The sequence below is a fragment of the Mesorhizobium sp. WSM1343 genome (genome assembly GCF_055901535.1).
Window position 1 is genome coordinate 3,125,190 of the sequence record NZ_CM148370.1, and the last position, 23,788, is coordinate 3,148,977.

General features: G+C 64.1%; 29 protein-coding genes and 1 tRNA gene. 16 read left to right on the plus strand and 14 right to left on the minus strand.

All coding sequences use genetic code 11. The features are described from left to right. Positions 1-41: 41 nt before the first annotated feature. The gene (locus AC0NIL_RS15110; RefSeq protein WP_024501638.1) at positions 42-236 is read right to left on the minus strand and encodes a hypothetical protein; all 195 of its coding nucleotides are present in this window, start codon (positions 234-236) and stop codon (positions 42-44) included. Positions 237-443: 207 nt separating this feature from the next. On the opposite strand from AC0NIL_RS15110, the gene AC0NIL_RS15115 reads away from it, so the two are divergent. Further along, positions 444-1,175, plus strand: a complete 732-nt coding sequence (locus AC0NIL_RS15115) for a 3-keto-5-aminohexanoate cleavage protein (RefSeq protein ID WP_127369119.1) — start codon at positions 444-446, stop codon at positions 1,173-1,175. 35 nt (positions 1,176-1,210) lie between these two features. Here the strand turns inward: AC0NIL_RS15115 and AC0NIL_RS15120 are convergent, their stop codons facing one another. Then, positions 1,211-2,113, minus strand: a complete 903-nt coding sequence (locus AC0NIL_RS15120; RefSeq protein ID WP_473572129.1) for a LysR substrate-binding domain-containing protein — start codon at positions 2,111-2,113, stop codon at positions 1,211-1,213. A 127-nt stretch (positions 2,114-2,240) separates the two neighbouring features. Here AC0NIL_RS15120 and AC0NIL_RS15125 point away from each other — a divergent pair, with 127 nt between their 5' ends. Both AC0NIL_RS15125 and AC0NIL_RS15130 read left to right on the plus strand, forming a co-directional pair. Then, positions 2,241-2,945: an SDR family oxidoreductase gene (locus tag AC0NIL_RS15125; protein ID WP_024501629.1), complete on the plus strand. Its 705-nt coding sequence runs from the start codon at positions 2,241-2,243 to the stop codon at positions 2,943-2,945. A 49-nt stretch (positions 2,946-2,994) separates the two neighbouring features. Beyond that, complete coding sequence (locus AC0NIL_RS15130; RefSeq protein WP_064993918.1) at positions 2,995-4,053, plus strand: Gfo/Idh/MocA family protein; 1,059 nt, start codon at positions 2,995-2,997, stop codon at positions 4,051-4,053. 273 nt (positions 4,054-4,326) lie between these two features. Here AC0NIL_RS15130 and AC0NIL_RS15135 read toward each other — a convergent pair whose 3' ends face one another. Continuing rightward, the gene (locus AC0NIL_RS15135) at positions 4,327-4,926 is read right to left on the minus strand and encodes a DUF922 domain-containing Zn-dependent protease (protein ID WP_275952647.1); all 600 of its coding nucleotides are present in this window, start codon (positions 4,924-4,926) and stop codon (positions 4,327-4,329) included. Positions 4,927-5,044: 118 nt separating this feature from the next. Between AC0NIL_RS15135 and AC0NIL_RS15140 the strand changes: the two genes are divergently transcribed. Then, complete coding sequence (locus tag AC0NIL_RS15140; RefSeq protein WP_224621167.1) at positions 5,045-5,539, plus strand: hypothetical protein; 495 nt, start codon at positions 5,045-5,047, stop codon at positions 5,537-5,539. Between the two features lie 71 nt (positions 5,540-5,610). On the opposite strand, the gene pdxR is transcribed toward AC0NIL_RS15140, so the two are convergent. Continuing rightward, positions 5,611-7,047: a MocR-like pyridoxine biosynthesis transcription factor PdxR gene (gene pdxR, locus AC0NIL_RS15145; protein ID WP_473572127.1), complete on the minus strand. Its 1,437-nt coding sequence runs from the start codon at positions 7,045-7,047 to the stop codon at positions 5,611-5,613. Between the two features lie 35 nt (positions 7,048-7,082). Between pdxR and AC0NIL_RS15150 the strand changes: the two genes are divergently transcribed. The 3 genes from AC0NIL_RS15150 (at position 7,083) to AC0NIL_RS15160 (ending at position 9,728) form a co-directional block, all read left to right on the plus strand. Then, on the plus strand, positions 7,083-7,835 hold the full coding sequence (locus AC0NIL_RS15150) for a pyridoxamine 5'-phosphate oxidase family protein (RefSeq protein ID WP_063168570.1): 753 nt from the start codon (positions 7,083-7,085) through the stop codon (positions 7,833-7,835). A gap of 64 nt (positions 7,836-7,899) precedes the next feature. Beyond that, a complete protein-coding gene (locus AC0NIL_RS15155) occupies positions 7,900-8,352 on the plus strand; it encodes a GNAT family N-acetyltransferase (protein ID WP_275953156.1) in 453 nt (150 codons plus the stop codon). A gap of 176 nt (positions 8,353-8,528) precedes the next feature. Further along, positions 8,529-9,728: an aminotransferase-like domain-containing protein gene (locus tag AC0NIL_RS15160; RefSeq protein WP_032807972.1), complete on the plus strand. Its 1,200-nt coding sequence runs from the start codon at positions 8,529-8,531 to the stop codon at positions 9,726-9,728. Here AC0NIL_RS15160 and AC0NIL_RS15165 read toward each other — a convergent pair. Further along, positions 9,705-10,007: a hypothetical protein gene (locus tag AC0NIL_RS15165; protein ID WP_275952649.1), complete on the minus strand. Its 303-nt coding sequence runs from the start codon at positions 10,005-10,007 to the stop codon at positions 9,705-9,707. The genes AC0NIL_RS15160 and AC0NIL_RS15165 overlap by 24 nt on opposite strands. 318 nt (positions 10,008-10,325) lie before the next feature. Between AC0NIL_RS15165 and AC0NIL_RS15170 the strand changes: the two genes are divergently transcribed. From AC0NIL_RS15170 to AC0NIL_RS15195, 6 genes are all read left to right on the plus strand, one after another. Further along, positions 10,326-10,754: a VOC family protein gene (locus AC0NIL_RS15170; RefSeq protein WP_275952650.1), complete on the plus strand. Its 429-nt coding sequence runs from the start codon at positions 10,326-10,328 to the stop codon at positions 10,752-10,754. Positions 10,755-10,942: 188 nt separating this feature from the next. Continuing rightward, entirely contained in the window at positions 10,943-11,458 is a 516-nt protein-coding gene (locus AC0NIL_RS15175; protein ID WP_013530757.1) for a hypothetical protein, read from the plus strand. A 233-nt stretch (positions 11,459-11,691) separates the two neighbouring features. Next, complete coding sequence (locus tag AC0NIL_RS15180; RefSeq protein ID WP_024501618.1) at positions 11,692-12,309, plus strand: C39 family peptidase; 618 nt, start codon at positions 11,692-11,694, stop codon at positions 12,307-12,309. A 24-nt stretch (positions 12,310-12,333) separates the two neighbouring features. Next, the gene (locus tag AC0NIL_RS15185; protein ID WP_473572125.1) at positions 12,334-13,422 is read left to right on the plus strand and encodes a D-alanine--D-alanine ligase family protein; all 1,089 of its coding nucleotides are present in this window, start codon (positions 12,334-12,336) and stop codon (positions 13,420-13,422) included. A gap of 152 nt (positions 13,423-13,574) precedes the next feature. Continuing rightward, positions 13,575-15,560: an AI-2E family transporter gene (locus AC0NIL_RS15190; protein WP_275952652.1), complete on the plus strand. Its 1,986-nt coding sequence runs from the start codon at positions 13,575-13,577 to the stop codon at positions 15,558-15,560. 246 nt (positions 15,561-15,806) lie between these two features. Beyond that, on the plus strand, positions 15,807-16,121 hold the full coding sequence (locus AC0NIL_RS15195) for a GNAT family N-acetyltransferase (protein ID WP_473572123.1): 315 nt from the start codon (positions 15,807-15,809) through the stop codon (positions 16,119-16,121). A 57-nt stretch (positions 16,122-16,178) separates the two neighbouring features. Here AC0NIL_RS15195 and AC0NIL_RS15200 read toward each other — a convergent pair whose 3' ends face one another. The 4 genes from AC0NIL_RS15200 to AC0NIL_RS15215 all read right to left on the minus strand — a co-directional run bounded on the left by AC0NIL_RS15200 (position 16,179) and on the right by AC0NIL_RS15215 (position 18,829). Continuing rightward, positions 16,179-17,180, minus strand: coding sequence for an aldo/keto reductase (locus AC0NIL_RS15200; protein ID WP_127388351.1), 1,002 nt, complete (start codon positions 17,178-17,180; stop codon positions 16,179-16,181). 98 nt (positions 17,181-17,278) lie between these two features. After that, positions 17,279-17,524 carry a DUF982 domain-containing protein gene (locus tag AC0NIL_RS15205; RefSeq protein ID WP_013530762.1) on the minus strand — a complete coding sequence of 82 codons (246 nt, stop codon included), beginning with the start codon at positions 17,522-17,524 and terminating at the stop codon, positions 17,279-17,281. 130 nt (positions 17,525-17,654) lie between these two features. Further along, positions 17,655-17,834, minus strand: coding sequence for a hypothetical protein (locus AC0NIL_RS15210; RefSeq protein ID WP_473572121.1), 180 nt, complete (start codon positions 17,832-17,834; stop codon positions 17,655-17,657). Positions 17,835-17,944: 110 nt separating this feature from the next. Continuing rightward, positions 17,945-18,829, minus strand: a complete 885-nt coding sequence (locus AC0NIL_RS15215; RefSeq protein WP_013530764.1) for a LysR family transcriptional regulator — start codon at positions 18,827-18,829, stop codon at positions 17,945-17,947. 103 nt (positions 18,830-18,932) lie between these two features. Between AC0NIL_RS15215 and AC0NIL_RS15220 the strand changes: the two genes are divergently transcribed. Next, on the plus strand, positions 18,933-19,802 hold the full coding sequence (locus AC0NIL_RS15220) for an SDR family oxidoreductase (RefSeq protein WP_473572119.1): 870 nt from the start codon (positions 18,933-18,935) through the stop codon (positions 19,800-19,802). An 80-nt stretch (positions 19,803-19,882) separates the two neighbouring features. Here AC0NIL_RS15220 and AC0NIL_RS15225 read toward each other — a convergent pair whose 3' ends face one another. Continuing rightward, entirely contained in the window at positions 19,883-20,200 is a 318-nt protein-coding gene (locus tag AC0NIL_RS15225; RefSeq protein ID WP_013530766.1) for a hypothetical protein, read from the minus strand. Between the two features lie 278 nt (positions 20,201-20,478). On the opposite strand from AC0NIL_RS15225, the gene AC0NIL_RS15230 reads away from it, so the two are divergent. Further along, a complete protein-coding gene (locus tag AC0NIL_RS15230; RefSeq protein WP_013530767.1) occupies positions 20,479-20,721 on the plus strand; it encodes a hypothetical protein in 243 nt (80 codons plus the stop codon). A gap of 91 nt (positions 20,722-20,812) precedes the next feature. On the opposite strand, the gene AC0NIL_RS15235 is transcribed toward AC0NIL_RS15230, so the two are convergent. From AC0NIL_RS15235 to AC0NIL_RS15250, 4 genes are all read right to left on the minus strand, one after another. Then, positions 20,813-21,019, minus strand: coding sequence for a hypothetical protein (locus AC0NIL_RS15235; protein ID WP_013530768.1), 207 nt, complete (start codon positions 21,017-21,019; stop codon positions 20,813-20,815). A 197-nt stretch (positions 21,020-21,216) separates the two neighbouring features. Next, a complete protein-coding gene (locus AC0NIL_RS15240; RefSeq protein WP_013530769.1) occupies positions 21,217-21,402 on the minus strand; it encodes a hypothetical protein in 186 nt (61 codons plus the stop codon). Between the two features lie 317 nt (positions 21,403-21,719). Next, positions 21,720-21,793 (minus strand) — tRNA-Gln (locus AC0NIL_RS15245). Between the two features lie 84 nt (positions 21,794-21,877). Beyond that, positions 21,878-22,171: a hypothetical protein gene (locus AC0NIL_RS15250; protein WP_063172570.1), complete on the minus strand. Its 294-nt coding sequence runs from the start codon at positions 22,169-22,171 to the stop codon at positions 21,878-21,880. Between the two features lie 545 nt (positions 22,172-22,716). Between AC0NIL_RS15250 and AC0NIL_RS15255 the strand changes: the two genes are divergently transcribed. Further along, positions 22,717-23,784, plus strand: coding sequence for a sensor histidine kinase (locus AC0NIL_RS15255; protein WP_013530772.1), 1,068 nt, complete (start codon positions 22,717-22,719; stop codon positions 23,782-23,784). Positions 23,785-23,788 lie beyond the last annotated feature (4 nt).

The following is a 23,788-nucleotide window of genomic DNA, read 5'->3' on the forward strand; positions in this document are numbered from 1 at the left end:
AGTTTCAGGCCAGGCCGGACTGGCCTGAAACTCGACACTTTCTATCCGGTTCGCCGCGCCGTCGATTGCGGGAACTCCAGCACTCCAGCCTCGGGTCGCCTGTGCTGCGCCTCCGTCACCGCTTCGATCAACAGATCGAGCGCGTCACAGGCGGCACGGCTCGTCTCGTCATTGCCTTGCAGATAATGATAGGCGCGTTCGAGGTGGATGCGGGCGGCTGAAAAATCGCTGGTCAATGGTCCCTCCATGACCCCGCCCTAAAAAGAGCTTGCCGGAGACGAGGGAACGCCGGGTAAATATCCACAAGCGGCTTTTATTCAAATGCCGCCGAATGTTGTGAGCAGGCGCGCGGCGTTGAAGCTGCCGATCTCCCCTACGAGGGGGAGATTGGCAGTTTCAACGCCGCACAGCTACACTGCGGCCCCTTGCGCAAGGTGACATCGATGATCGTCCAGGCCTGCATCAACGGCGCGCGTCCGCGCGATTTCCACCCGAAGCTGCCGCTGACCGCCGAGGCAATGGCCAGCGATGCGGCAGCCTGCGTCGCCGCTGGAGCGGCCGAACTGCATATCCATCCGCGCGGCACCGACGGACGCGAAAGCCTGGCAGCCGTCGACGCCACGGTGCTGGCGGTGCGCCGGACCTGCCCGGGAACACTGGTTGGCGTGTCGACCGGCGCCTGGATCGAGAACGACGTCGAGCGGACCCGCGCGGCGATCGCCGGCTGGCGAGACCTGCCTGACTATGCTTCGGTCAACCTGTCCGAACCGGATGCGCCCGCCGTGATGGAGTTGCTGCGCCAGCGTGGTGTAGGCATCGAGACGGGGCTTGCCGTCGTCGCCGATGCCGAGCGCTTCGTAGCGCTTCCCGGCCACAACCAGGTGCTGCGCAATCTGATCGAGATCGACATCCCCGATCTGTCCGCTGCACTCGATGAAGCGCATGGCATCGCCGCCGTACTCGAGCGCGCCGGGGTACGGCAGCCGATCCTGCTGCATGGCGTCGACACAACTGTCTGGCCCCTCGTCGAGCTTGCGCATCGCCAGCGCTGGTCGACACGGGTCGGTCTGGAAGACGGCAAGACGCTCGCCGACGGCAGGACAGCCAAGGACAATGCGGAAATCGTCGCTGCCGCCGTGGCGATCTTTCGCGGTGCGCCCGTCGTTGCCTCATAGGCAAGCGGCTTGACGTCTCCGTGCGTGCGAAGGTCTCACGACAAAGGTCGTCGCTCTCCGGCATCCAGCAACCATTGCCGCACGGCTTGCGTCGGCTCGGGGTGGCGCTGTTTTCTCGGCATCACGACATAAAAATCCTGCGTGCCGCGCATTTCGCCGCTGACGGGCTGAACCAGACGGCCGGCGGCGAGGTCGGCGGCGACGAGAAAGCGGCTGGCCAGCGCAATGCCCTGGCCGGCGACGGCCGCGTCGATGGCGAGGCCGGTCTGGTTGAAGCGCATGCGTTTGAGTTCGGTCGTCATCTTCAGGCCGACCGCCTTTTCCATGAATTCCGGCCACAGATTGTGGGCATCGTGCAGCAGCACGTGGCGCTGGATTTCGGAGGCCGCGATCTCGATCGCGTCGGCCGGCAGCAGGGCCGGGCTGCACACGGCGACGATCTGCTGGGGAAACAACAGGTCGACGACCAGCCCGGCGCCGAAGGGTGGGCGGCCCTGCCTGACCGCGATGTCGACGCCATCGACCTGGAAGCTCGACAGGCTTTCGCTGGCCAGTACGCGCAGGTCGACCAGCGGGTTGTGCGCGACGAAATCGTGCAGCCTCGGGATAAGCCATTTGGTGGCGAAGCTCGGCGTCACGCTGATCGTCAGCCGCGCCGGCTCGGGACGAAGCAGCAGCGTCGCCTCCGAGATCAGGTCGAAGGCGCGGCGGATGTTGGGGACATAGGCGCGGCCCTCATCGGTCAGCGCCAGGCCGCGCGGCAGCCGCTCGAACAGCTTCGTGCCGAGATCGGCCTCCAGCCCGCGAATGTGCTGGGCGACCGCCCCTTGCGTGACGTTGAGCTCTTCGGCCGCGATGCGGAAGTTGAGATGACGCGCCGAGGCTTCGAAGGCGCGCAGCGCATTCAACGGCGGCAAGCTGAGGAAGGTTTCGGGCATGCAGTAGTTTTTCTACAGGTTGATTTCAGGCATTCTGGTTCGAACCGACGGGGAAAACCAGCTATATCAACGCTCAACTCCCGAAAACACCGCTTGCGGTGCCCGCAAACCCTGAGAGGGAAATCCGATGAGTGTAGAAAAAGTAGCTGTGGTGGTGGCCGGCGGCAGCGGCATGGGGGCGGCGGCGGCCAAGCGGCTGGCGGCGGACGGCTTCAAGATTGCCATTCTTTCCTCTTCGGGCAAGGGCGAGGCGCTGGCCAAGGAGCTTGGCGGGCTCGGCGTCACCGGCTCCAACCAGTCGAACGACGATCTGCAGCGCCTCGTCGACCTGACGCTGGAGCGCTATGGCCGCATCGACGTGCTGGTCAACAGCGGCGGCCACGGGCCGCGCGCGCCGATCCTCGAGATCACCGACGAGCAATGGCACACCGGCATGGACGTCTACCTCCTCAACGTCATCCGGCCGGTGCGCATCGTGGCACCCCAGATGGTCAAGCAGAAGGGTGGGGCCATCATCAACATCTCGACGGCCTGGGTGGTCGAGCCGAGCCCGATGTTCCCGACGTCCGCCGTGTTCCGAGCCGGCGTTGCCGCTTACACCAAGATCTTCGCCAACACCTATGCCGCCGACAATGTGCGCATGAACAATGTGCTGCCCGGCTGGATCGACAGCCTGCCGGCCACCGAAGAACGCCGCGACAGCGTGCCGATGCAGCGCTACGGGACTTCGGAAGAGGTCGCCGCGACCATCGCCTTCCTGGCGTCGGAGGGCGCCGGCTACATCACCGGCCAGAACATCCGGGTCGACGGCGGCATTATACGCGCTATTTGAGGGCGTCGGCCGGGAGGGGATTCCGGCATCTCACCCCAAGGAGCAAATAATGCGGCTTTTGATACTCGGCACCGGCTGGATGGCGCAGGAACATGCCCGGCGCTTCAGCGCCATCGAGGGCGTCGACATTGTCGGCGCGGTCGATGTCGATCCGGCGCGGGTCGGCGAGTTCGCCGACAGCTTTGACATTCCCAACCGCTTTACCGCGCTGGAGGAGGCGCTGGCATGGGGCGAGTTCGACGCGGTGGCCAATGTCACGCCCGACCGCATCCACCACCCGACCACCATGGCGCTGATCGCCGCCGGCAAGCCGGTGCTGTGCGAAAAGCCGCTGGCCGAAAACTTCGGCAAGGCGACCGAGATGGCCGATGCCGCCGAGGCTGCCGGCATCGTCAACATGGTGAACCTCACCTATCGCAATGTGGCCGCGCTGCAGAAAGCGCGCCAGATGGTGCAAGCGGGCGAGATCGGCACCGTCAGGCATGTCGAGGCGTCCTATCTGCAGAGCTGGCTGGTGTCGAAATTCTGGGGCGACTGGCGCACCGATCCGAAATGGCTGTGGCGGCTGTCGCGCGGCCACGGTTCCAATGGCGTGCTCGGCGATGTCGGCATCCACATCCTCGATTTCGCCAGCTATGGCGCAGCCGTCGGCATCGACCATGTCTTCTGCCGGCTGCGCGCCTTCGACAAGGCGCCCGGCAACCGCATCGGCGACTACGGACTCGACGCCAATGACAGCTTCGCCATGACGCTGGATTTTTCCAACGGCGCCTTCGGCGTGGTGCATGCCAGCCGCTGGGCAACAGGCCATCTCAACGAACTGCGTCTGCGCATCTATGGCGAGAAGGGCGGCATCGAAGTGGTGCACAACCTCGACGGTTCGACGCTCAAGGCATGCGTGGGGGAGAATGTCGAGAACGCCATATGGGAAGAGCGCGACCCCGGCACGGTGGAGACCAACTACCAGCGTTTCACTGACGCGGTGCGCACGGGCGTGCAGGCCGAACCGTCCTTCCGCCATGCGGCCGAATTGCAGAAGGTGCTGGATCTGGCCGTGGTGTCGGACGAGAAGCGGGCGGAGCTGCGGGCGAACGCGGAAACGCGGTGAGGGCTCGCACCTCGCGCCCATACCGCGGTAGCTGGAAGGGGCCGAGTTCTGTCAGACTCCCCTCTGGCCTGCCGGCCATCTCCCCCGCAAGGGGGAGATGGCAGCTTCAATTGCTGCGCCTGTCTTGCAACGCTGGAAATTTGCCGAAAGCAGAAATGAGAGCACAATCTCCTCCCTTGCGGGGGAGATGTCCGGCAGGACAGAGGGGCGCTGTCCCCCCGGCATTTCGTGGTAAGTCATCAGTGCCCGCCTCCTGATCCGTGTCAGGTGGCTTCAGGGGCCGGTCACGAGCGAAAAAACCAGTTTCTGCAAATTGCCGCCATTGCCGAATTCGATACGGTCGAAGTCGCGGCTTGCCTGCACCCGCGCCTTCGAGATCGCGTCGAGCCGCTTGACCACCTCGGCCCTGGTCTTGCTGCATTTGGGATCGTCGGCGACGGTCAGGCCGTCCGTCGCGGCTTGGATGTCGTGGACCATCTGGACCATGCTGGCGCCATGCACCTTCTCATGGGCGGCGACGCCGGCGATGAAGGTGTCCCAGTTCTTCTGGACGGCCGGCGGCAGGGAGCGGGAGGGTTTCGGCAAAGTGTAGGTGACGATCAGCTTCGGCCGCCCGGCCGTCAGCACGCAGTCCTTGCCGCTGGGCTTGTAATCCCTTAGCCCCCAGGTCAGCTTGAAATTGGTGTAGGCGATGGCGCGGGCAATGCCGAGCTTTGGCCCTTTCTCGCCGATCGAGCGGTAGAGTTCGGCGCCGGACTGGCCCGAGATCGCGTAGGGCTCGATCTTCTCGACCGGCTTCCACTCGGCATGAGCGGTGAGCGGCAAGGCCAGCAGGGCGACAAAGGACAGACACAGGCGAACGCAGGCTCTCAATCCAACTCTCCGCGAAACAGGACCGGCTGCCGCAAGGGGCAATGCCATCGGATCGCTTTTCCTATATGCTGGCGACGGGCGCTGCAAATGCCCTGAAGGCAGTCAATTGGGGGGAGCCATGAGAGTTGCACATCTCGTCGTCGCCGGTGCGGTAGCGGTCCTGCAGGCCGCGCAACCGGCGTTTGCCGCGTCGTGCGGCGGCTGGAGCGCCAGGATGGAGGAAGACGAGGGCGGCAGCGTGCTGACGGCCTCGGTCTGCGGCGGGCCGAAAGGCGATGCGTATCTGATGCTGACCTGTTTCGACACGCCGGTGCTGAGCTACGATCTCGGCGCCAACGGCCGGCAATTGGAGCCTGGCATCAGCGGTTCGTTCGCGTTCAAGGCCGACGGCAAGACGGTAACTAAGGCGCTGCAGCTGGAGGCCATGTACAACTACTTCGTGGTCAACCTGGCGAAAGCCGATCCGCTGCTCGACCTGTTGCGCGGCAAGGGCGATGTGTCGGTCAGTTCAGCCAAATATGGCGAGATCAGCTTTCCGCTGAAGGGTTCAAGCGCGGCCATCGGCAAGGTGCTGGCGCAGTGCGGCAAGGCCCAGCCCGCCGATGGGGATTGAGGACTTCGTCATCCGAAGGCCTCCGAGACGGAGCTGCGCTCCTGCTTCGCCCTAGGATTGTTTGAGCAGGATCAGGTAGTTTGGCGGCCGGGACTGGGGCCCATCACCCCACCCAGTCGTACCGTCGCGGCCATCAGTTCCTCGTCCGAAAACCCGGAAAAACCCAGCACCAGGCCTTGCCGGGACGCCCCGCCGATGAACATCGAGGACAAGGCCCTGGCGCCGACACCTGCCGCCTTCGCCGCCTCGACGATCGCCGTGTCCGGCCCGGCGTGCTTCAGCGTCGCCATCAAGTGCAGCCCCTGTTCGGGCACGGTTACTTCGAGGGCATCGCCGCAATGCGTCTCGAGGCCGGCGACCAGCACGTCGCGCGCGGCTTGCACCCGGCGGCGCACGCGCCTGAGATGCGCGGCGAAATGGCCCTCGTTCAACAGGTCGGTCAGCGCGCCTTCGGCAAGCGTCGAGGGGAAGCGATCGGAGCGCGCCCTGACCGCCATCACGGCATCGAGCAGCGCTTCGGGCACCACGACATAGCCGATGCGCAGGCCGGGGAAGAGGATTTTCGAGAAGGTGCCGAGATAGGCGACACGGCCCGAGCCGTCCATGCCCTGCAGCGAGGTCAGCGGCGGGCCGGCATAGCGGAACTCGCTGTCGTAGTCGTCCTCGATGATCCAGGCATCGTTGCGCCGCGCCCAGTCGAGCAAAGCGAGACGGCGGCGCATCGTCATCGTCACGCCGAGCGGGTATTGATGCGAGGGCGTGACATAGGCCGCGCGCGCCTTGGAGCACAGGCTTTCGCCGATCTCGGGATCGAGCCCTTCGGCGTCGACTGGTACGCCAAAAACCCTGGCGCCGCTGCCGGCCAGCACGGCGTGCGCCATGGGATAGCAGGGGTTTTCGATCCAGACGGCATCGCCGGGACGAAGTGCTGCACGCACCAGGAGATCCAGCCCCTGCTGCGTGCCCGACGTCAGCACGATCTGGCCGGCGTCGCAGCGCACGCCGCGTGCGGTCCTGAGATAGGTGGCAATTGCCGTGCGCAGCGGCAGGCCGCCGCGCGGATCGCCATAGCGGAAATGCTCCGGTCCGGGGCGGGTGAGGTGGCGCGACAGAAGGATGCGAAACATATCAAGCGTGCGCGGATCGGAGACCGCAACGCCAAGGCCGCAAGGTAGCGACGCCGCGACGTCGATCTCCGCTGGACGCGGCTTGATCAGCGTCAGCGGCAGATGCGGCACATCAGGCGCGACGAAGGTGCCGGCGCCGACCTTGGCGACCGCAAACCCCTCCGAGATCAGCATTTCGAAACAGGCAACCGCCGCCGAACGCGACAGGCCGAAGCGCTGTGCGAGATCCCGGGTGGTCGGGAGTTTCGCCCCGGTGGCCAGCGCGCCGGTCTCGATCAGCCGCCTGAGCGCCGCATAAAGCTCGCGGCTGCGCGGGCCGTCGCCCGGCAGGACCGGGATCAGCGCCGACCAATCCGGAAAATTGGTCTGGTTTTTCTTCATGGGATTGGTTCTTTTATCGACCAATGTCATGGCGCATGGTTGGCAGACGACAACCAAGGATGCAAGCCGTGAACGACACGCCAGCCAGTTTTCCGACCACCAGCCGCAACCGCGTCAAGCGCCTGCACGAGCGCGGCAGCTACGACCATGCGGCAGTCTTCGCGGTGCTGGATGCCGGGCTGCTGTGCCATGTCGCCTATACGTTCGATGGCCAGCCCTATTGCACGCCGACCATCCACTGGCGCGAGGACGACATGCTGTACTGGCACGGCTCGTCGGCCAGCCGCATGCTGCGCAATCTGCGCGGCGGCACGCCGGCCTGTCTCACGGTGTCGCATCTCGACGGGCTGGTGCTGGCGCGCTCGGGCTTCAACCATTCGGCCAACTACCGCTCGGCGATGTGTTTCGGCACGGCGCGAATCGTCGACGAGCCGCAGGAGAAACTGAAGGCGCTGGCCGGCGTCGTCGACCGTTTCTATCCCGGCCGGAGCGAGACCCTGAGGCCGATCTCGGCGCAGGAGGCCAAGGCGACGACGGTGATCGGCATGCGTATTGAAGAGGCATCGGCGAAGGTGCGCGCCAAGGGCGTCGGCGACGACGAGGAGGATTACGGGCATCCGGTTTGGGCCGGCGTCATCCCGGTGCGGATGGTGGTCGGCGCCGCCGAGCCGTGTCCGAGGCTGATGCCTGACATGGAGCGGCCGCGGAACCTGGCTGGATATGCCGAGGGCGCGCGGCTCGATGAGGCGCTGACGCAGGCGCAGCGGGTTTATGAGGGCGAAGTTTAGCCCGCGCCTAGTGGGAACGTATTCAAATCTTGCCGCTGCCGCCGCCTCGCGATATCTCGACACCATGATCACCTTCCGCCGTGCGCAGGCCTCCGACCTGCCTGATATCGTGGCCATGCTGGCCGACGATCCGCTTGGCGCCGGCCGCGAGGACGCTTCCTTGCCGCTGGCGCAAGGTTATGTCGACGCTTTCAACGCCATCGACGCCGATCCCAATCAGCTGCTGGCGGTGGCCGTGGGTGGCGGCGAGGTGGTCGGCACCTTGCAGATAACTTTCCTTGCCGGGCTCTCGCGCAAGGGCGCGTGGCGCGGCCAGATCGAGGCGGTTCGGGTCGCCGGCCACAGGCGCTCGGACGGCATCGGCAGGCAGATGATCGAATGGGCGATCGACGCGTGCCGCGCGCGCGGCTGCGGCCTCGTCCAACTGACCACCGACAAAGGGCGGGCGGACGCGCATCGTTTTTACGAAAGCCTCGGCTTCACCGGCAGCCATCTCGGCTACAAGAAGAGCCTTTAGGCGGTCGGAAAACGCTGCAACACTTTTGTGGAACTGCTCGCGGCGTTCGAGCAGTGCGCCAGCGCTGGCGCATTCGGGAAACCGTTCAGGCACACTTCAATTCGCAGCCAAGAGGGGATATAGGTCAGTCAAGTTGACCTATATTGCAGCGTCCGGGGAGGCGTGCCGTGACCCTTATGAACCTGTTGGCTTCGCGCTCGTCGCGCATGAAAGCGTCCGAAATCCGCGAGCTGCTGAAGCTGCTCGACCAGCCGGACATCATCTCGTTTGCCGGCGGTATTCCCGATCCGGCGCTGTTCCCAGCCGAGGCGATCCGCGACGCCTATGCCGATGTGCTGGGTGGCGCCGAGGCGGGCGCTGCGCTGCAGTACCAGGTCTCGGAAGGCTATCTGCCGTTGCGGCGCTGGCTCGCCGGGCAGATGGGCAAGCTCGGCGTCGCCTGCGACGAGGCCAACATCTTCATCACCTCCGGCTCGCAGCAGGCGCTGGATTATCTCGGCAAGCTGTTCCTGTCGCCGGGCGACACCGCGCTGGTGACGTGGCCGACCTATCTCGGCGCGCTGCAGGCTTTCAACGCCTATGAGCCGCGCTACGACCGGCTGACCCCGGCCGGCGGCAACATGACGCCCGATGCCTATCGCGCGGCGGCGGCCGCCAATGGCGGCAAGGCCAAATTCGCCTATCTGGTGCCGGATTTCGCCAACCCGACCGGCAACACGCTGAACCGTGAGCAGCGCGAGGCGGTGCTCGACCTTGCCGGCGAACTCGACATCGCCGTCATCGAGGATGCCGCTTACCGCGCGCTGCGCTATGACGGCGAGGGCGAGCCGCCGATCCTGGCGCTCGATTGTGCCCGGTCCGGCGGCATCGACAAGGCGCGCACGCTCTATTGCGGCTCGTTCTCGAAGATCCTGTCGCCGGGCATGCGGGTCGGCTGGGTGTGCGCGCCGCGCCACATTGTCGAGAAGCTGGTGCTGATGAAGCAGGCCTCGGACCTGCACAGCCCGTCGATCAACCAGGTGGTGATGCATCGCGTCGCCGAAGCCGTGTTCGAAGGCCAGGTGGAAAAACTCATCGACGCCTATCGCGAGCGCCGCGACGGGCTGCTCTCGGCACTGGAAGCCCACATGCCCGAAGGCGTGACCTGGAGCCGCCCGGAAGGCGGCATGTTCGTCTGGGTGACACTGCCGGAAGGGGCCGACGCCACCGAGCTTCTGGCTCGGTCGGTGAAGGAAGCGCGGGTCGCCTTCGTGCCGGGCAACGCCTTTTATGCCGATGGCACCGGGCGCAACACGCTGCGGCTGTCCTTCACGCTCGCCGACCGGCGCGCGGTGAGCGAAGGCATTCCAAGGCTAGCCGCCATCCTGAAGGGATAGGCCGGCGCTGGAAGCCGGCTTTTCCTCCGCCGTTACAGTCACCAGCCGCTCAAGCTTTGAAAGCCTGGTGCGAGCGAGCTTGCGGACCGGCCTTTCGAAACCTTCTTCGCCGTTTTCGACGACGAAGACCAAGGTCATGAAATCGAGCATGAATTCGTCGATGGCTGCCGCGACCTCGCGCGACCTGCCCTTGAACCGGCGCAGCAGAGCGGTTGCTTCCTCGATATCGTCGACAGCGGCGCTGTCGACCAGCGCTTCGAGCCTCTGAAAACAATCCAATCGCAATTCCTCCCACCGCGCCACCAAACCCGGTTGCGAGCGGAAAGTTCCAAACTGTGAGTGGTCTCGCGAAGAAATCGCCTCCATTGCTTGAATTCCGCGGACGGGCCATCGGCAATTTTTTTGTTCGGGTGGAACCTCCGCGGCCAACAAAGGTTCTTACCAGGTCTGATCCCCCCTCAGACCCCTGAAGGCTAGACATGCTTTCCAAAGGCCCGCCGGATCCCCTCCCGGCGGGCCCTTTGTTTGCTGGGAAGTATCCGCGTTGACGACGCCCTATCCCAACCTAAATTCGAACCCACACGAGGAGGCGTTTTCATGGAAACCCAGGAATTGCATCGCGGCCGGCTCATCGACCACATCCAGCTGGTGGTCAGAAACCTCGCGGCCAGCCGGCGTTTCTACGAGGCGGTCCTGCAGGCGCTCGATGTCCCGATCGGAGGTAGCGGCGCCGACTTTTTCTGGGCCGACGAGCTGTTTGTCTCCACTGCCGACAGCCGGGCCGCACAGAGAAAACTCACCGGCCGCCATCACCTGGCTTTCCAGGCAAGGGACCACGCCATGGTCGACGGCTTCTACAAGGCCGGGCTGGCGGCCGGCGGCACGGACAATGGCGCGCCGGGCGAACGGCCCTATCACCCCGGCTATTACGCCGCCTTCCTGCTCGATCCGGACGGCAACAACATCGAGGCCGTCCATCACGGCCCGCATCGTCGCAGCGCCGCTTCGGTGAAGATCACCTTCTAAGCTGCCGATATTCAGCCGGCCGGGATCGCGGGTGCATGGGCGATGCTGGAGAGAGGCTGCCTTGCGTTGCCAGATCGGTGGCCCCGATGCTAACCGTGCAAATGGCGGATGGGAATCGGTCCCGAAGCAACGTCCGCCACAAATTTTCAATAAAACTCCCCTTACCCCCCCGTGGAGATATTTTTTTTATGCAAAACCCAGCAAGGGCGATCTGTGCCGCCACGCTTCTATTTGCGATCGGGGCCGTTGGCCTCACAAGTATATCATCCTTTGCTTATATTTCATCGGCGCAGGCCCAGGAGGAATATCTTCCGACCGAGAAGGATTTTGTCGGCAAATGGAAACTCAACGGCGGAGCCATCCGGCCGCCGCGCGATATGAAGGATGCGCCGACACCGGAACAGGAAGCGGCCGCCAGTGAGTTCCAGCAGACGGTGACCGCGTTTTACGGGGCGTTCGATTATCTGGAGATCACGGCGGACGGCCGCTACAATTTTCACCAGCCCGGGGATCCGACGTCGGGGCCTTGCGTCTGGTGCGGAACCTGGTCGTTCAGCAAGAGTTCGGCGTGGCTCGAGCTGGATACGGCGCCCCGGCTGGATATCTACGCCAAGGACGGCGACATGCAGATGACCTACACTGTCGAACCCTACGAAAAATCGAAATATGCGTGGCTGGTTTTCGGCTGGGCGAAGGCCGAGTAGGCGGCGCGCAGCATTCACCACGTTCGTCATCCTCGGGTCTCCGCGACGGAGCTTCGCTCCTGCTCCGCCTGTGGATGACGAAGGCGGGAGAGGCTTCCGCTAACCCCGGATGTCAGCGATGGTTGACCGAAACGGAAGATGACATCTTCTGGGTCGCGCCACTGAATGTCACGGCTTTTCATCCATCTCGTATCCTCGTATACGAGATGGAACCAGCCGACCGAGGAGACCGCATGAGCCCGCCGCCTGAAACCGTGCCGTTTTTCAGCCAGTGGGAAACGCCTGACATGACGCTGGACGTGCTCGCCGACGGCGCGGATGTTGCGCTCAGGCGCGATCCGCTGTGGAGGCGATCCGGGGCGGAGACCCTCGATGAATACGCAATCTGGGCCGCCAACATCTGCGGCATGGCCTGCCTTAAGATGATCCTGGCCAGCCGCGGCGAGATCGTGCCGACGATCGAACTTGCCAGGCGCTGCACCTTATATGGCGGCTATGTCGTCAATGAGGGATCGATCAAGGGGCTGATCTACGCGCCCTTCGTCAGCTTCGTGAAGGAAGCTTTCGGCCTGCGCGCCGAGGTGATGACCAATGTCGCCACATCAGACATTCCGGCGATCATGCAGCGGACGCGCTTCTTCATCGCGTCGGTCAGCAGCTCGATCCGCTGGCCCGAGCGCGAGCCGCCCTCGAAGGGCGGCCATCTGGTGCTGATCACCGCGGCATCCGACGAAGGTTTCCGCTTTCACAACCCGTCCGGCCATGAGCCCGCCACACAGGCAGACGCAGTGTTGTCACCGGCCGATTTCGACCGCTTCTTTGCCAATCGCGGCATTGCCGTCGCCATTTGATTTTTTGACAGTCGAGGGATTTTGATGACCGACAAGACAAGAGTGGCCATCCTCTATGGCGGGCGTTCGGCCGAGCACGACGTGTCGCGCCTTTCGGCCGCCAATGTGCTGAAGGCGATCGACCGCACGCGCTACGATATCGTGCCGATCGCCATTTCGCGAGGCGGCAGGTGGCTGCTGCAACAACTCGATCGCGCCGCGGCGATCGGCGATGAGGCGGCAGGGGCGCCGGCCTCCGAAGACGGCCCGGAGGTTGCTTTGTTGCCCGGAGGCAAGGGCCGGCTGGTTGCGGTGTTGCGGGATGGTACGCAGCCTGAGCTGCCCCCCATCGACGTCGTGTTCCCGGTGCTGCACGGGCCGTTCGGCGAGGACGGCTCGGTGCAGGGCTATGCCGAGGTCGCCGATGTCGCCTATGTCGGCTGCGGCATTCTCGCCTCGGCCGCCGCCATGGACAAGGACGTCGCCAAGCGGCTGATGCGCGAGGCGGGACTGGCGGTTGCCCGCTCCATCACCGTGCATCGAAACGGCAAGCATTCCTTCCAGGAGATTGCCGGGACGCTCGGCCTGCCTTTCTTCGCCAAGCCGGCGCGCCAGGGCTCGTCCTTCGGGGTCAGCAAGGTGAATGACAGGGACGGCTTCGAGCAGGCCATCGACACGGCTTTCCGCTACGACGGCAAAGTGTTGATCGAGGAATTCGTCGAGGGCCGCGAGATCGAGTTCTCGGTGCTGGAGCGCGCCGACGGGTCGCTGACGGTGTCGCTGCCCGGCGAGATCATTCCGGCCGGCAAGCACGGCTTCTACACCTATGAGGCCAAATATCTCGATGCCGACGGCGCGCTGGTCAAGGTGCCCGCCGATGTCCCGGCCGATGTGGCCGAAAAGGCCAGGGATATGGCGCGGCAGGCGTTCCAGGCGCTTGGCTGCGAAGCCATGGCGCGCGTCGATTTCTTCCTGCGCGCCGACGGCAGCCTGCTTGTCAACGAGGTCAACACCATTCCCGGCTTCACCGACATCTCGATGTATGCCAAGGCGCTTGCCGCCTCAGGCATCGGCTACAGCCAGACCATCGACGTGCTGATCGAGCACGCGCTGGCCAGGCATGCGGCGCGCTGATCCGATCGGGCGAGCCTGACTTCCATTTAGCCCTTCGGGAGCGGCCGGTGCGGGCCGGATCATTGCCTGTGAGTGCGGCGTATTTCATCGTTGGCTAAAGTTGCACGTCCGCTCTATATGCCCGATCATGGCATTTGGCAGGGAGGCATCACGTGGCCAATCGTCGAAACGGCACGGCGTCTCCGGCTGATGGGCTGGGGGACGCCCTTTCAGCGGCCGCGCCCCATCCGCGAACCTCTTTGCCCAATGTGGCGGCCATCGTCACGACAGTGGCGGCACTGTATTTCGGGCGCGAGGTTTTCCTGCCGATCGCCATCGCGCTGCTGCTGACCTTCGCACTGGCGCCGCTTGTCGCAGCGCTAAAAAAGGTCGGCATTCCCCGGATTGCCGCCGTCATCGCCAGCGTGCTCGGCGCCTTCGCGGCGCTTGGCCTGTTCTCCTTCATCGTCGCCACGCAGGTCAGCGAACTGGCGCAGAACATCCCGGTCTACCAGACCAACATCCTGACCAAGATCCGCTCGCTCAAGGAGACCGGGGTCGGGGGCGGGATCCTTGCCAGACTGAGCAAGGTGGTCGAGCGGGTCGGCCAGGAGATCGACAGGCAAGACCCCTCGCTGCCGGCCGCCGCCCCGGAAAAGCCGCCGCGCGAGCCGGTGCCGGTCGAGATCGTCGCGCACGAAAGGCCGCTTCAGGTCCTGCAGAATGTCGTCGGGCCGCTGATCAGCCCGCTTGGGTCGGCCGGGCTGATCATCGTCGTCGTCATCTTCATGCTGCTCGAGCGGGAGGATCTGCGCGACCGCTTCATCCGGCTTGTCGGCTACGGCGACCTCCACCGCACCACCGAGGCGCTTCAGGATGCCGCCAAGCGGGTGGGCCGCTATCTCCTGATGCAATTGGTCGTCAACATCGTCTACGCCATACCGATCGCGATCGGGCTCTGGGCCCTCGGTATTCCCAATGCGCTGCTGTGGGGGCTGCTGGCACTGGCGCTGCGTTTCGTTCCCTATATCGGCCCGATCATAGGCATGCTTTTGCCGCTGTTCCTGGCGCTGGCCGTGGCACCGGGCTGGTCGCTCGTGCTGTGGACAGCCGCCCTGTTCGTGGTGATGGAACTGATCACCGGCAATGTCATCGAACCCTGGCTCTACGGTTCGCGAACGGGACTGTCGCCGCTGGCGATCATCGTCGCGGCGATTTTCTGGACGTGGCTCTGGGGGCCGCTCGGGCTGATCCTGTCGACGCCGCTCACTGTCTGCCTGGTGGTGCTGGGCAGGCACGTGCCGCAGTTTGAATTCCTGGACGTGCTGTTCGGCAACGAGCCCGTGCTCGAACCCCATGCGCGCCTGTACCAGCGGCTGCTGGCCGGCGATCCGGAAGAAGCCACCGATCATGCCGAGGAGATGCTGGAGGAGAAATATCTGGTCGAATTCTATGACAAGGTTGCCATTCCGGCGCTTCTGCTGGGCGAACAGGACCGTGTGCGCGGCGTCATGGGCGATTTGCAAAGGCGGCAGGTGGCGGCCAGTGCCCTGATGCTGGTCGCCAATCTCGACGACAGCGCGCAGGAGGAGGCAGGCGAGGAGGAGGGGCCGCCCGTGGCCGCAGAGGCGAGCGACGATGACGATCCCGGCGGGGAGGACGAGACCGAACTGCCCGATGGCACGGATATGTCCGTGCTTTGCGCCGGGGGGCGTGGCGAGCTCGACGACGCCGCTGCTGCGATGCTGGCGCAGGTGCTGGAGGTCCAGGGCGCGACGGTGTCGAAAGCCAGCTTTGCCGATATGGAACCCGCCGGCATTCGCCGCCTTGAGCTCGAAACCGTCGACACCGTCGTGGTCGGATTCCTGAACCGGGATTCCATCAAGCACGCCCGCTTTCTGGTCCGCCGGCTGAAGCGTGCGAAGGCCGCACTTCGGGTGGGAATCGTGTTCTGGTCGGAGGCCGACAGCGAGGACAAGGAGACGGCGGGCAAACTGGCGCGTGACATGAACGCGGATTTCGTGGCGCATGGCATGGTCGACGCCGTGCTGGGCGCGCTGTCAAACGAGCCGCCGGTCGCGCTCAAGCTTGTCGCCAAACGGCGCATGCGGCGACAGCGGGCCGCGTCCAAGAAGGTTACCGCGGCAGCGGCGGGTTGACCGAAATCGGCTGAAGGCCCATGGAACAAGGCGGCCCTCCGCGCGGCCTTACGGATTAGTTACCCGTCGGCGGTGAGAAATGCTCGAAATTCGCCCAGCCCAGGAAGCCGACCGGTCGGCGATCGTGCAACTGTGGCATCAGGGCTGGCATGATGCCCATGCGCATCTGGTTCCAGCCGAATCCTGGCGTACCGAACGCCGGCGCATTTTGCGCTGTGGCTGGAGCAATCCACCGATGCCTTCCATGTGGCGGCTGCCGATGGATTGCTTGGCTTCGTCTCGATAAACGGGGCGGAGCTGGTCAAACTCTATGTAAGCCCGCAAGCACGGGGAAGCGGAACCGCCCGCGATCTGCTGTCTTATGCCGAGCATCTCTTGTGCGAACAGGGCGTGGCAGAGCTTTTCTGCACGGCGGGAAATGTCCGCGCGCAGAGATTTTATGCCCGCGAAGGGTGGCGCTTGAGCCGCAGCTTCGAAGACGCACTTTGGCTGCCGGATGATGTCGCCGGCAGGTTCACCGTGGAAACCCACTGCTATCGGAAGCATCTGGGCTTTCGTTAGCGTCACTATTCGGAACGAGCTTGGCGAGATTGTCGCGGACGCTGGAGCAGGCGCCCCCTACCGGTCGACCATCGCCATGCCCCGCTCGGTGTAGCGCGGGCCGGAGATTTTTCCCGGCGCGAGCGCTTCGTTGAGCGCGGCCATCTCGGCGGCATCGAGTTTGATAGCGGCGCCGGCGACGTTCTCTTCCAGGTATTTTCTGCGCTTGGTGCCGGGGATCGGCACGATGTCGATGCCAAAGCCGTCGCCCTTCGCCAGCAGCCAGGCCAGCGCGACCTGGCCGGGCTTGACGCCGCGGGCAGCGGCGATGTCGCTCACCTTGGCGGCCGCCTCGACATTGGCGTCGTAGTTTTCGCCCTGGTAGCGCGGGTCGTTGCGGCGATAATCGCCGTCGGGATAGTCTTCCGCACGCTTGACCTGGCCGGTGAGAAACCCTCGGCCGAGCGGCGAGAACGGCACCAGGCCGATGCCGAGTTCGCCAAGCAGCGGGATGATCTCCGGCTCCAGATTGCGCTCCCACAGCGAATACTCGCTCTGCAACGCCGACACCGGATGCACGGCATGCGCCCGGCGGATGTTGGCTGCACCCGCTTCCGACAGGCCGAAGAAGCGCACCTTGCCTTGCGCGACGAGTTCGCCGACGGCGCCCGCGACATCCTCCATCGGCACCGCCGGGTCGACGCGGTGCTGGTAGAGCAGGTCGATACGGTCGGTTCCGAGGCGGCCGAGCGAGGCTTCCACCGCCTCTCGAATGTGCTCGGGCCGGCTGTCGGTTCCGGTCTGCTTGCCGTTTTCGATGCGGAAGCCAAATTTCGTGGCGATCGTCACCTGGTCGCGCTTGCCCTTCAATGCCCGGCCGAGCAGGGCTTCGTTGTCGTAAGGGCCATAGACTTCGGCGGTGTCGAGGAAGGTGCAGCCGAGGTCGATGGCACGGTGCAGCGTGGCGATGGATTCGGCCTCGTCGGCCGGGCCATAGGACTGGCTCATGCCCATGCAGCCGAGGCCGATAGCCGAGACCTGCAGCCCCTGGCTGCCGAGCTTGCGTGTTTTCAGGGTCATGGCAGGCGTTCTCCGGAGGGGGCGCAGCGATTATAGCGTCAGCAGGTTCAATCGATACGCCTATTCGATCACGATGTGGCTATTCGATCAGGATGTGGCTATTCGATCAGGATGTGGGCTTCGCGCGCTGCTTCGACGAGCGCCGCCCTGGCGACGTCGGGGGCAACATCGCCGCTCGTCGCCCGCTGGCAGGCGCGCAGTGCGGACCGATGCTTCGGGCTGCCTGCGTCACGCCAATGTGTGGTGAGCAAATCAATGGCCTGCTGTGTATTGGACAGATGATGGATGGAACCGGTGACGCCGACCGAAACCGCCACAGGTTTGGAGAACCATGCCGTTTGCATTGGAACCACCTCAATTGGGCTGAAGCAATAAACGCTTATGTCCGCTCAAGGTTTCGTCGCTACCAATCAATCTGGCGTGATAGATTGCCGATACCCCCAGCGGCATTGGGCCCCACATTGTCCGCGGGGCTCACATGTTCGAGGCGACGTCGCGGGTGGGCGGTGTTTTGGGTTTGTGGGCGGCGCGTTGCCGCGTCGCCTGGTGGGCAGGGCGGGGTTTGACCGTGTTCACGGTCGTGAGCGCCTGCGCCTTGCGGCGCTTGAGCCAGTTGGCTGACAGTTCGGCAAGGAGACTGCGCAAGTCTTTCACGACGTCCTCCTCTTGTAGGGCGACAAGGTAATTGCCGTCGCCCCAACTTGTTCCACCGCAAACTCCTTCCGCCAGAAATAAAAGTTCTTGCCGGCGAAAGCAGCCGGGCATCACCTGCCGATATAGGCGGCCAGTTCGTCCGGCGTCCCGTTCGGGAAGGCCTGTTTCAGAAAATCCAGGAACGCCGACACGCGCGGGCTGAGCAGCCGCCGGGAGGGGTAGAGCGTCCAAAGAGCGATCTCAGGGGCGTCGATGTCCCCCCAATTCACCAACGTGCCGTCAGCCAAATCGTGGGCCACCAACGAAATGGGAAGACGTGCCGCACCGACCCCCGCCCGCACCGCATCGCGCACCATAATGAGCGTTCCCAAAGCGAGGACCGGCTCGATTTTGATCGTCGACCGGCCACCCTCGGTCTTCACGTGCCATGTTTGCCGTTCGCCTTTCCCGCGCGCAACGGCAGGGGCCGGTCCACCGGTGCGAGGAAGGTGAGGGCTCGCCACGACGACCAGCCGGTCGCGGAGAAACGCCCGTCCGACCAAGCTTTCGTCGGGATCCGGGTTGACCCGGATCACCAGGTCGTAGCCTTCCTCGATCATGTCCACAGCCCGGTCCTCCGTCGTGACCTCCAGCCTCACCTCCGGAAATTTGAGGGCAAATCCCGCGGCGATCCTCCCCATCGCGGTCTGAGAAAAAAGCAGGGGCGCGCTGATCCGCAGTCTTCCCTTGGGTCTTTGACCGCCCGAGGCGATCGCCGCGGCCGTCTCGTCCAGTTCGGCAAGCAACGCCCCCGTCCGCTCGAAAAGCGCCCGTCCTTCCTCGGTCAGCTTCAGGTTACGCGCACCCCGTTCAAACAGGCGCAGGTCAAGGCTGCTCTCCAAGTCTCCAACGCGCCGCGACAGGGTTGCCTTGGGCCGGCCGGTGGCCCGTGCCGCCTTGCCGAAACCGCCATGGCGGGCAACGAGGTTGAAATCGGTGAGGGCCAGAATATCCATAGGTGTTCCACCAGTGAGACGGTGCGTCTAAAATTTCGGTCTGTTTGAGTGTTTGTGAGCCACACATATTGGGCCTGTCAAGCAACCCAACAGGAGAAATTCCATGACCATCCTCGTTACCGGCGCCACAGGCAATGTTGGCCGCCAAGTCGTCGAGCACCTCGTCAAGCGCGGCGCCGACGTCCGTGCTCTCGTCCGCGATCCGTCGAAAGCCAGCTTCCCGGCGGGCCTATCGGTCGCGCAAGGCGACTTTCTCGATGTCGATTCACTGCGCAAGGCCATGTCCGGCGTTTCCACCCTGTTCCTCTTGAACGCCGTGGTGCCGGACGAATTCACCCAGGCTTTGGTCGCGCTGAACGTCGCCCGATCGGCGGGCATCGAGCGGATCGTCTATCTCTCGGTGATCCATGCCGACGTGTATGTGAACGTGCCGCATTTCGCCGGCAAGTTCGGCGTCGAGCGAATGATCGAGCAGATGGGCTTCCAGGCTACGATCCTGCGCCCGGCCTATTTCATCCAGAACGACCTGATGATCGAAGACGTCATCACCGGCTACGGTACCTACACAATGCCGATCGGCGCCAAAGGCCTCGCCATGGTCGATGTGCGTGATATCGCCGAGATCGCCGCTCTCGAGCTGCTGCGCCGCGAACGGTCCGCGGAGCCGCTTGCGCTCGAGCGGATCAACCTCGTCGGTCCGCAGACACTGACCGGGACGGATATCGCGGCCATCTGGTCCGACGTGCTCGCCCGGCCGATCAGCTACGGCGGCGACAACACCGAAGGTTTCGAGCAGAATCTCAAGCAGTTCCTGCCGGCCTGGATGGCCTACGACATGCGCTTGATGGGCGAACGGTTCCTGACCGACGGCATGCTGCCCGAGGCCGGCGACGTCGAGCGCCTGACCGCGCTTCTGGGCCGCCCTCTGCGTCCCTATCGCGACTTCGCCTCACAAATCGCCGGCTCTGCCTGACGGAACGGCTCCGGTCATCACCCGGTTCAGAAACAGCAGGGCGGCCTTTTGAGAAGGCCCCCTGTTCAGCCGGTACCGTCTTACTGCAGGGTGGCCGGACCAGGCCCGTCGCGTTGGGCGATCATCCGCCCGCCATCGTCGCCACCGAGACCATCCACGAACAGGCCAGCCACGCCGTCGAAATTGGTGAGCCCGTCGAATTCAATTGCGGCGCCAATCAGCTGGGCTGCCTGGAAGACAAGGTATTCGACGTCCTCGAGGGCGATGTTTTCGGCCAGGTTCCTGACCCTTACATGTTCCGCCACCGCCGTGATACTGACGATGCCGGTCTTCCTGAAGGCGATCTGGACCGCTGAACGGACGTCATCGCGCAGTCGCGCCGAGTAATCATACCGCATCGAAACCTCCCAAAGGGAACGGTTTTCTGTTCAGGTTGCACAATGCGGCAGAGGCTTCGTCTTGGCAAGTCACGAATTAAATAATATCTAAACAAATCAGCTAGTTAGCATAGTTATGCAAGTATGCGCCTTACGCCGAATACCATCAGGCTCATCATGCGCATGAGAAGCAGTTCACTCATCCCGAGGTCTTGACGCGCTAGGAGCGCTTTCCTAACTATTAGGTAAGCGAGTTGAATACTCATTCGAGGTATCGGGATCCTGAGCGAGGGAGCGCGATGACTGAACTGGAACGCCCGGAACGGTTGCAGATCATGCTGACGTCAGACGAGCTGGCTGCGCTGGAAAACTGGCGCTTCGACAAGCGTATGCCGAGCCGTTCGGCAGCGGTCAGGGAATTGCTGCGGCGCGGGCTTGCCTCGGACGGGTTCCTGACGGCGGAGCAAGGGGCGAAGTCGCAAGACTTCGGCATCCTACCAACCGCCGGCGGCAACGGCATTTCCGAAAGCGGCAAGGAGTAGCGGGTCACCGCGCGTGAGCCGCTCGAGTCCTTTCAGGCTGCCGGTCGCCGCAACGCGGTGCCGGCCGGCCCAGCGGACCATAACTCTCGATTCAGAGGATGTTGGTCGTCACTTCGACGACGATCGCGGCACCTTCCAGGCTGCCATTGGTGACGTGCACGACACGCGATACCCGCAGATCCTGCGTGGTTCCATCGATCGACAGCGCAACGCTTTCGCCGATCCGCGGAACCGCCTGAAAAACCGCGTCCGTGGCCTCCGGCCGGTTGTCGATCGATATGCGGCAGTTGACGGTCATGAGATGTCTCCTGTGTCGGCCCGGTGGTCAACGCGGGGTCCGCGAAATGGTTTCAGGAGCCGGATGCAACTTGACGGCGCCCGGATCCGTAAAGCAGTAATTGCTCCATTGTTCATCGTAACGGAGCAACAGGGCTCGCCGGGGAGGGCGTTGGGGCTGCCCCGGCGAGCTTGATCCGCCTTACCAGGGGCGTGGCATCACCGGGGTATGGAGACGAGTTTCGGCGCCCGCAATTCCCCGGCCATCCTTGCCGCCTGGAAAATTGTCATCAAAACCAGGATGGGCTCACCCTCGGTCGGGTTGATGGTCAGCACGACGCGGCCAAGCTCGTCGCTCATGCCGCAAGACCAGTCCTTGACGGCTATCACCTTTCTCGCGGCCATATGCCGTTCTCCTGCACGGGAGGTTCTCTGCCGGCTACGCCGTCTGGAGTTGGTCGACAGAACCTTCGCCTGACATTGCAACCAGCCGAAATGCGGCAAATGCGGCCACTATCATGAAAACCGCCGTGACGTTCAGGGACATCGTCGACGCAAGGACGCCCCCGTCAAAGCAACTCAGTTCCATGCGCTGTACCCCTTCAAGCCACTGACGGCCTGGATGATGATCCTGCTTCGAGTGAAATACAAGCGCGCGCTAATGTGCTGAAGCCGGCTGGCCAGTCTGCGCGCGGCTTCGAACCAGCCAAGCGCTTGGTTGCTGGTTCCCGCTCAAGGGCTCGAACCTCGATTCACGCCTTCAAAGGGCGCTGTCCTACCATTAGACGAAGCGGGAAAATGCACGTTGCGCCCCACCCCTAGCCGGTTCGCGCGCCGGGATCAACGCACTGCGGCGGCAAAGCCGATTGGAAGCGCGGTGTCAGTCCGGAAAGTTGGTGACAGGTTCCTCGCAGCGGTAGACCGGGCAGCTGCCGTCACGGGTCGGGACATAGGCCGACATCGGCACCTCCGGCCAGTCGCATTCGTTGCCGAACTGCCTGACATAGCGGTCATAGGTGTTGGGGCCTGTGGTCAGCACCACGGCATGGCGGCTTTGGAGCAGTTGCCGGAGCTGGTCGCAACTCATCGTGCGGGTGTCGGGCCTGGCTTCGGCGAGGCCGGTCGCGGCCAGCAGGATCGCTGCCGTCATGAAGGCAATTCGGCGCATTGGCATGGCTGTTCCTCGAATGGACATATCGGCCGAAACTCGCATCCCGCCGGGTGGTTCCGCAACCGCCGGCTCGCCGTCTGTGGCAGCGCAACCAAATGGTCCGTCGTGCATTGCTGGGGATGGATGGCAGGAAGCCCTACAAAACTCCGCAATGGCGGCCCGGAAGCGGGGATCGCGAGGCCATGTGCTGTTCCTTCTGCGGCGGGCGCGACCACAGCTACGAGGACTGTCCGCAAAGGAATCCCGACGCCGATGCAGTGCCCGTTGCGCCGCCCAACGACGCCGGCTCCGAAGAAGCAGGCCGATGAGACGGACAGGGCGAAGCGGCCACCGGGCTTACAGCAGCTCGACTGGATCGGCATTTACGGCCGCAGAGGCATTGCCGAGATGGAGGGCCGGGCATTATCGTGACATGCGTGTCCGCGACCGCAAATGCGGAATGCTGCGCACCGACTGCAACCAAAATGCCCGGTCAGGCATTTCTGGCAGGAGGGGAATCCTCACGCAGACGCTGGCGGGAGGCGGCAAGGTGGGGCCACGACGGGGCAATGACAGAATTGGCAAGCGTCGATAGCCTGCTCGAAATCACTGCCCACGCTCGGCTGGCGGCGATTGTCGATTCGTCCTTCGACGCCATCGTCAGCAAGGACCTGAACAGCATCATCACCAGTTGGAACGCGGCGGCGCAACGCATGTTCGGCTACACCGCCGAAGAGGCCGTCGGCCGCTCCGTGCTCATGCTCATCCCCGATCATCTCAAGGATGAAGAGACCGACATCATCAGCCGGGTTCGCAAGGGCGAACTCCTGGCCAGCTATGAGACGATCCGCCGGCGCAAGGATGGCGGCCTCATCGCCGTGTCGCTGACCATTTCGCCGATCAGGAACGCGTCCGGCGAGATCATCGGCGCATCGAAGATCGCCCGCGACATCACCGCCAGCAAGGAGAGCGAGCGCCGGATCAGGCTTTTGCTCCGCGAGGTGAACCATCGCGTCAAGAACCAGTTCGCGGTGATCCTCTCGATGATCCGGGAGACCAGCAAACGCTCGACCGATCCGCGCGAGTTCGAGGAGATGATCCGTTCCCGCATCATGGCGCTGTCGCGGTCGCACGATCTGCTGGTGAACTCGGAATGGGCCGGCGCCAGCCTCTTCGACCTTGCCCAGGAGCAGCTCAAGCCGTTCGGCCACGAAGCGCGGGTATCGCTTTCCGGACCGCTTTTGACCCTGCAGCCGAATGCCGTGCAAAATCTCGGCATGGCGTTTCATGAACTCGGCACCAACTCTTCCAAATATGGCGCGCTGGCGAGCGAGGCCGGGCGGCTGGAGATCACCTGGCGGATCGTCGAAGGCGCTTCGGACAAGCTGGAAATCCATCTGCTCTGGGACGAGACGATGCCGGTGCGTGAGGGAGAGCGGCCCGGGGGGCGGCAAGACGAAAGCACGCGCAAGGGTTTCGGCACCGTCGTCCTGCAACGGGTCGCGCCGCAATCGCTGAACGGCTTGGCGGTGCTGGATCGCAGTCCGGGCCATCTCAGCTGGTCGCTGACGGCGCCGCTGGATTCGATCATCGTTCCGCAGTTGGGCGCCGACCTGCCTGAAACCGAAACGTCCTGAGCGC

What these genes read in the sequence shown, in the direction of transcription:
- AC0NIL_RS15225 (WP_013530766.1), bottom strand. Translation starts at nt 20,200, where the DNA reads ATGCGGTATGATTACTCGGCGCGACTGCGCGATGACGTCCGTTCAGCG.
- AC0NIL_RS15250 (WP_063172570.1), bottom strand. Translation starts at nt 22,171, where the DNA reads ATGCCAATGCGCCGAATTGCCTTCATGACGGCAGCGATCCTGCTGGCC.
- AC0NIL_RS15240 (WP_013530769.1), bottom strand. Translation starts at nt 21,402, where the DNA reads ATGGCCGCGAGAAAGGTGATAGCCGTCAAGGACTGGTCTTGCGGCATG.
- AC0NIL_RS15160 (WP_032807972.1), top strand. Translation starts at nt 8,529, where the DNA reads ATGAACCTGTTGGCTTCGCGCTCGTCGCGCATGAAAGCGTCCGAAATC.
- AC0NIL_RS15230 (WP_013530767.1), top strand. Translation starts at nt 20,479, where the DNA reads ATGACTGAACTGGAACGCCCGGAACGGTTGCAGATCATGCTGACGTCA.
- AC0NIL_RS15200 (WP_127388351.1), bottom strand. Translation starts at nt 17,180, where the DNA reads ATGACCCTGAAAACACGCAAGCTCGGCAGCCAGGGGCTGCAGGTCTCG.
- pdxR (WP_473572127.1), bottom strand. Translation starts at nt 7,047, where the DNA reads ATGAAGAAAAACCAGACCAATTTTCCGGATTGGTCGGCGCTGATCCCG.
- AC0NIL_RS15220 (WP_473572119.1), top strand. Translation starts at nt 18,933, where the DNA reads ATGACCATCCTCGTTACCGGCGCCACAGGCAATGTTGGCCGCCAAGTC.
- AC0NIL_RS15185 (WP_473572125.1), top strand. Translation starts at nt 12,334, where the DNA reads ATGACCGACAAGACAAGAGTGGCCATCCTCTATGGCGGGCGTTCGGCC.
- AC0NIL_RS15180 (WP_024501618.1), top strand. Translation starts at nt 11,692, where the DNA reads ATGAGCCCGCCGCCTGAAACCGTGCCGTTTTTCAGCCAGTGGGAAACG.
- AC0NIL_RS15120 (WP_473572129.1), bottom strand. Translation starts at nt 2,113, where the DNA reads ATGCCCGAAACCTTCCTCAGCTTGCCGCCGTTGAATGCGCTGCGCGCC.
- AC0NIL_RS15170 (WP_275952650.1), top strand. Translation starts at nt 10,326, where the DNA reads ATGGAAACCCAGGAATTGCATCGCGGCCGGCTCATCGACCACATCCAG.
- AC0NIL_RS15155 (WP_275953156.1), top strand. Translation starts at nt 7,900, where the DNA reads ATGATCACCTTCCGCCGTGCGCAGGCCTCCGACCTGCCTGATATCGTG.
- AC0NIL_RS15115 (WP_127369119.1), top strand. Translation starts at nt 444, where the DNA reads ATGATCGTCCAGGCCTGCATCAACGGCGCGCGTCCGCGCGATTTCCAC.
- AC0NIL_RS15235 (WP_013530768.1), bottom strand. Translation starts at nt 21,019, where the DNA reads ATGACCGTCAACTGCCGCATATCGATCGACAACCGGCCGGAGGCCACG.
- AC0NIL_RS15140 (WP_224621167.1), top strand. Translation starts at nt 5,045, where the DNA reads ATGAGAGTTGCACATCTCGTCGTCGCCGGTGCGGTAGCGGTCCTGCAG.
- AC0NIL_RS15175 (WP_013530757.1), top strand. Translation starts at nt 10,943, where the DNA reads ATGCAAAACCCAGCAAGGGCGATCTGTGCCGCCACGCTTCTATTTGCG.
- AC0NIL_RS15130 (WP_064993918.1), top strand. Translation starts at nt 2,995, where the DNA reads ATGCGGCTTTTGATACTCGGCACCGGCTGGATGGCGCAGGAACATGCC.
- AC0NIL_RS15215 (WP_013530764.1), bottom strand. Translation starts at nt 18,829, where the DNA reads ATGGATATTCTGGCCCTCACCGATTTCAACCTCGTTGCCCGCCATGGC.
- AC0NIL_RS15150 (WP_063168570.1), top strand. Translation starts at nt 7,083, where the DNA reads ATGGTTGGCAGACGACAACCAAGGATGCAAGCCGTGAACGACACGCCA.
- AC0NIL_RS15255 (WP_013530772.1), top strand. Translation starts at nt 22,717, where the DNA reads ATGACAGAATTGGCAAGCGTCGATAGCCTGCTCGAAATCACTGCCCAC.
- AC0NIL_RS15125 (WP_024501629.1), top strand. Translation starts at nt 2,241, where the DNA reads ATGAGTGTAGAAAAAGTAGCTGTGGTGGTGGCCGGCGGCAGCGGCATG.
- AC0NIL_RS15205 (WP_013530762.1), bottom strand. Translation starts at nt 17,524, where the DNA reads ATGCAAACGGCATGGTTCTCCAAACCTGTGGCGGTTTCGGTCGGCGTC.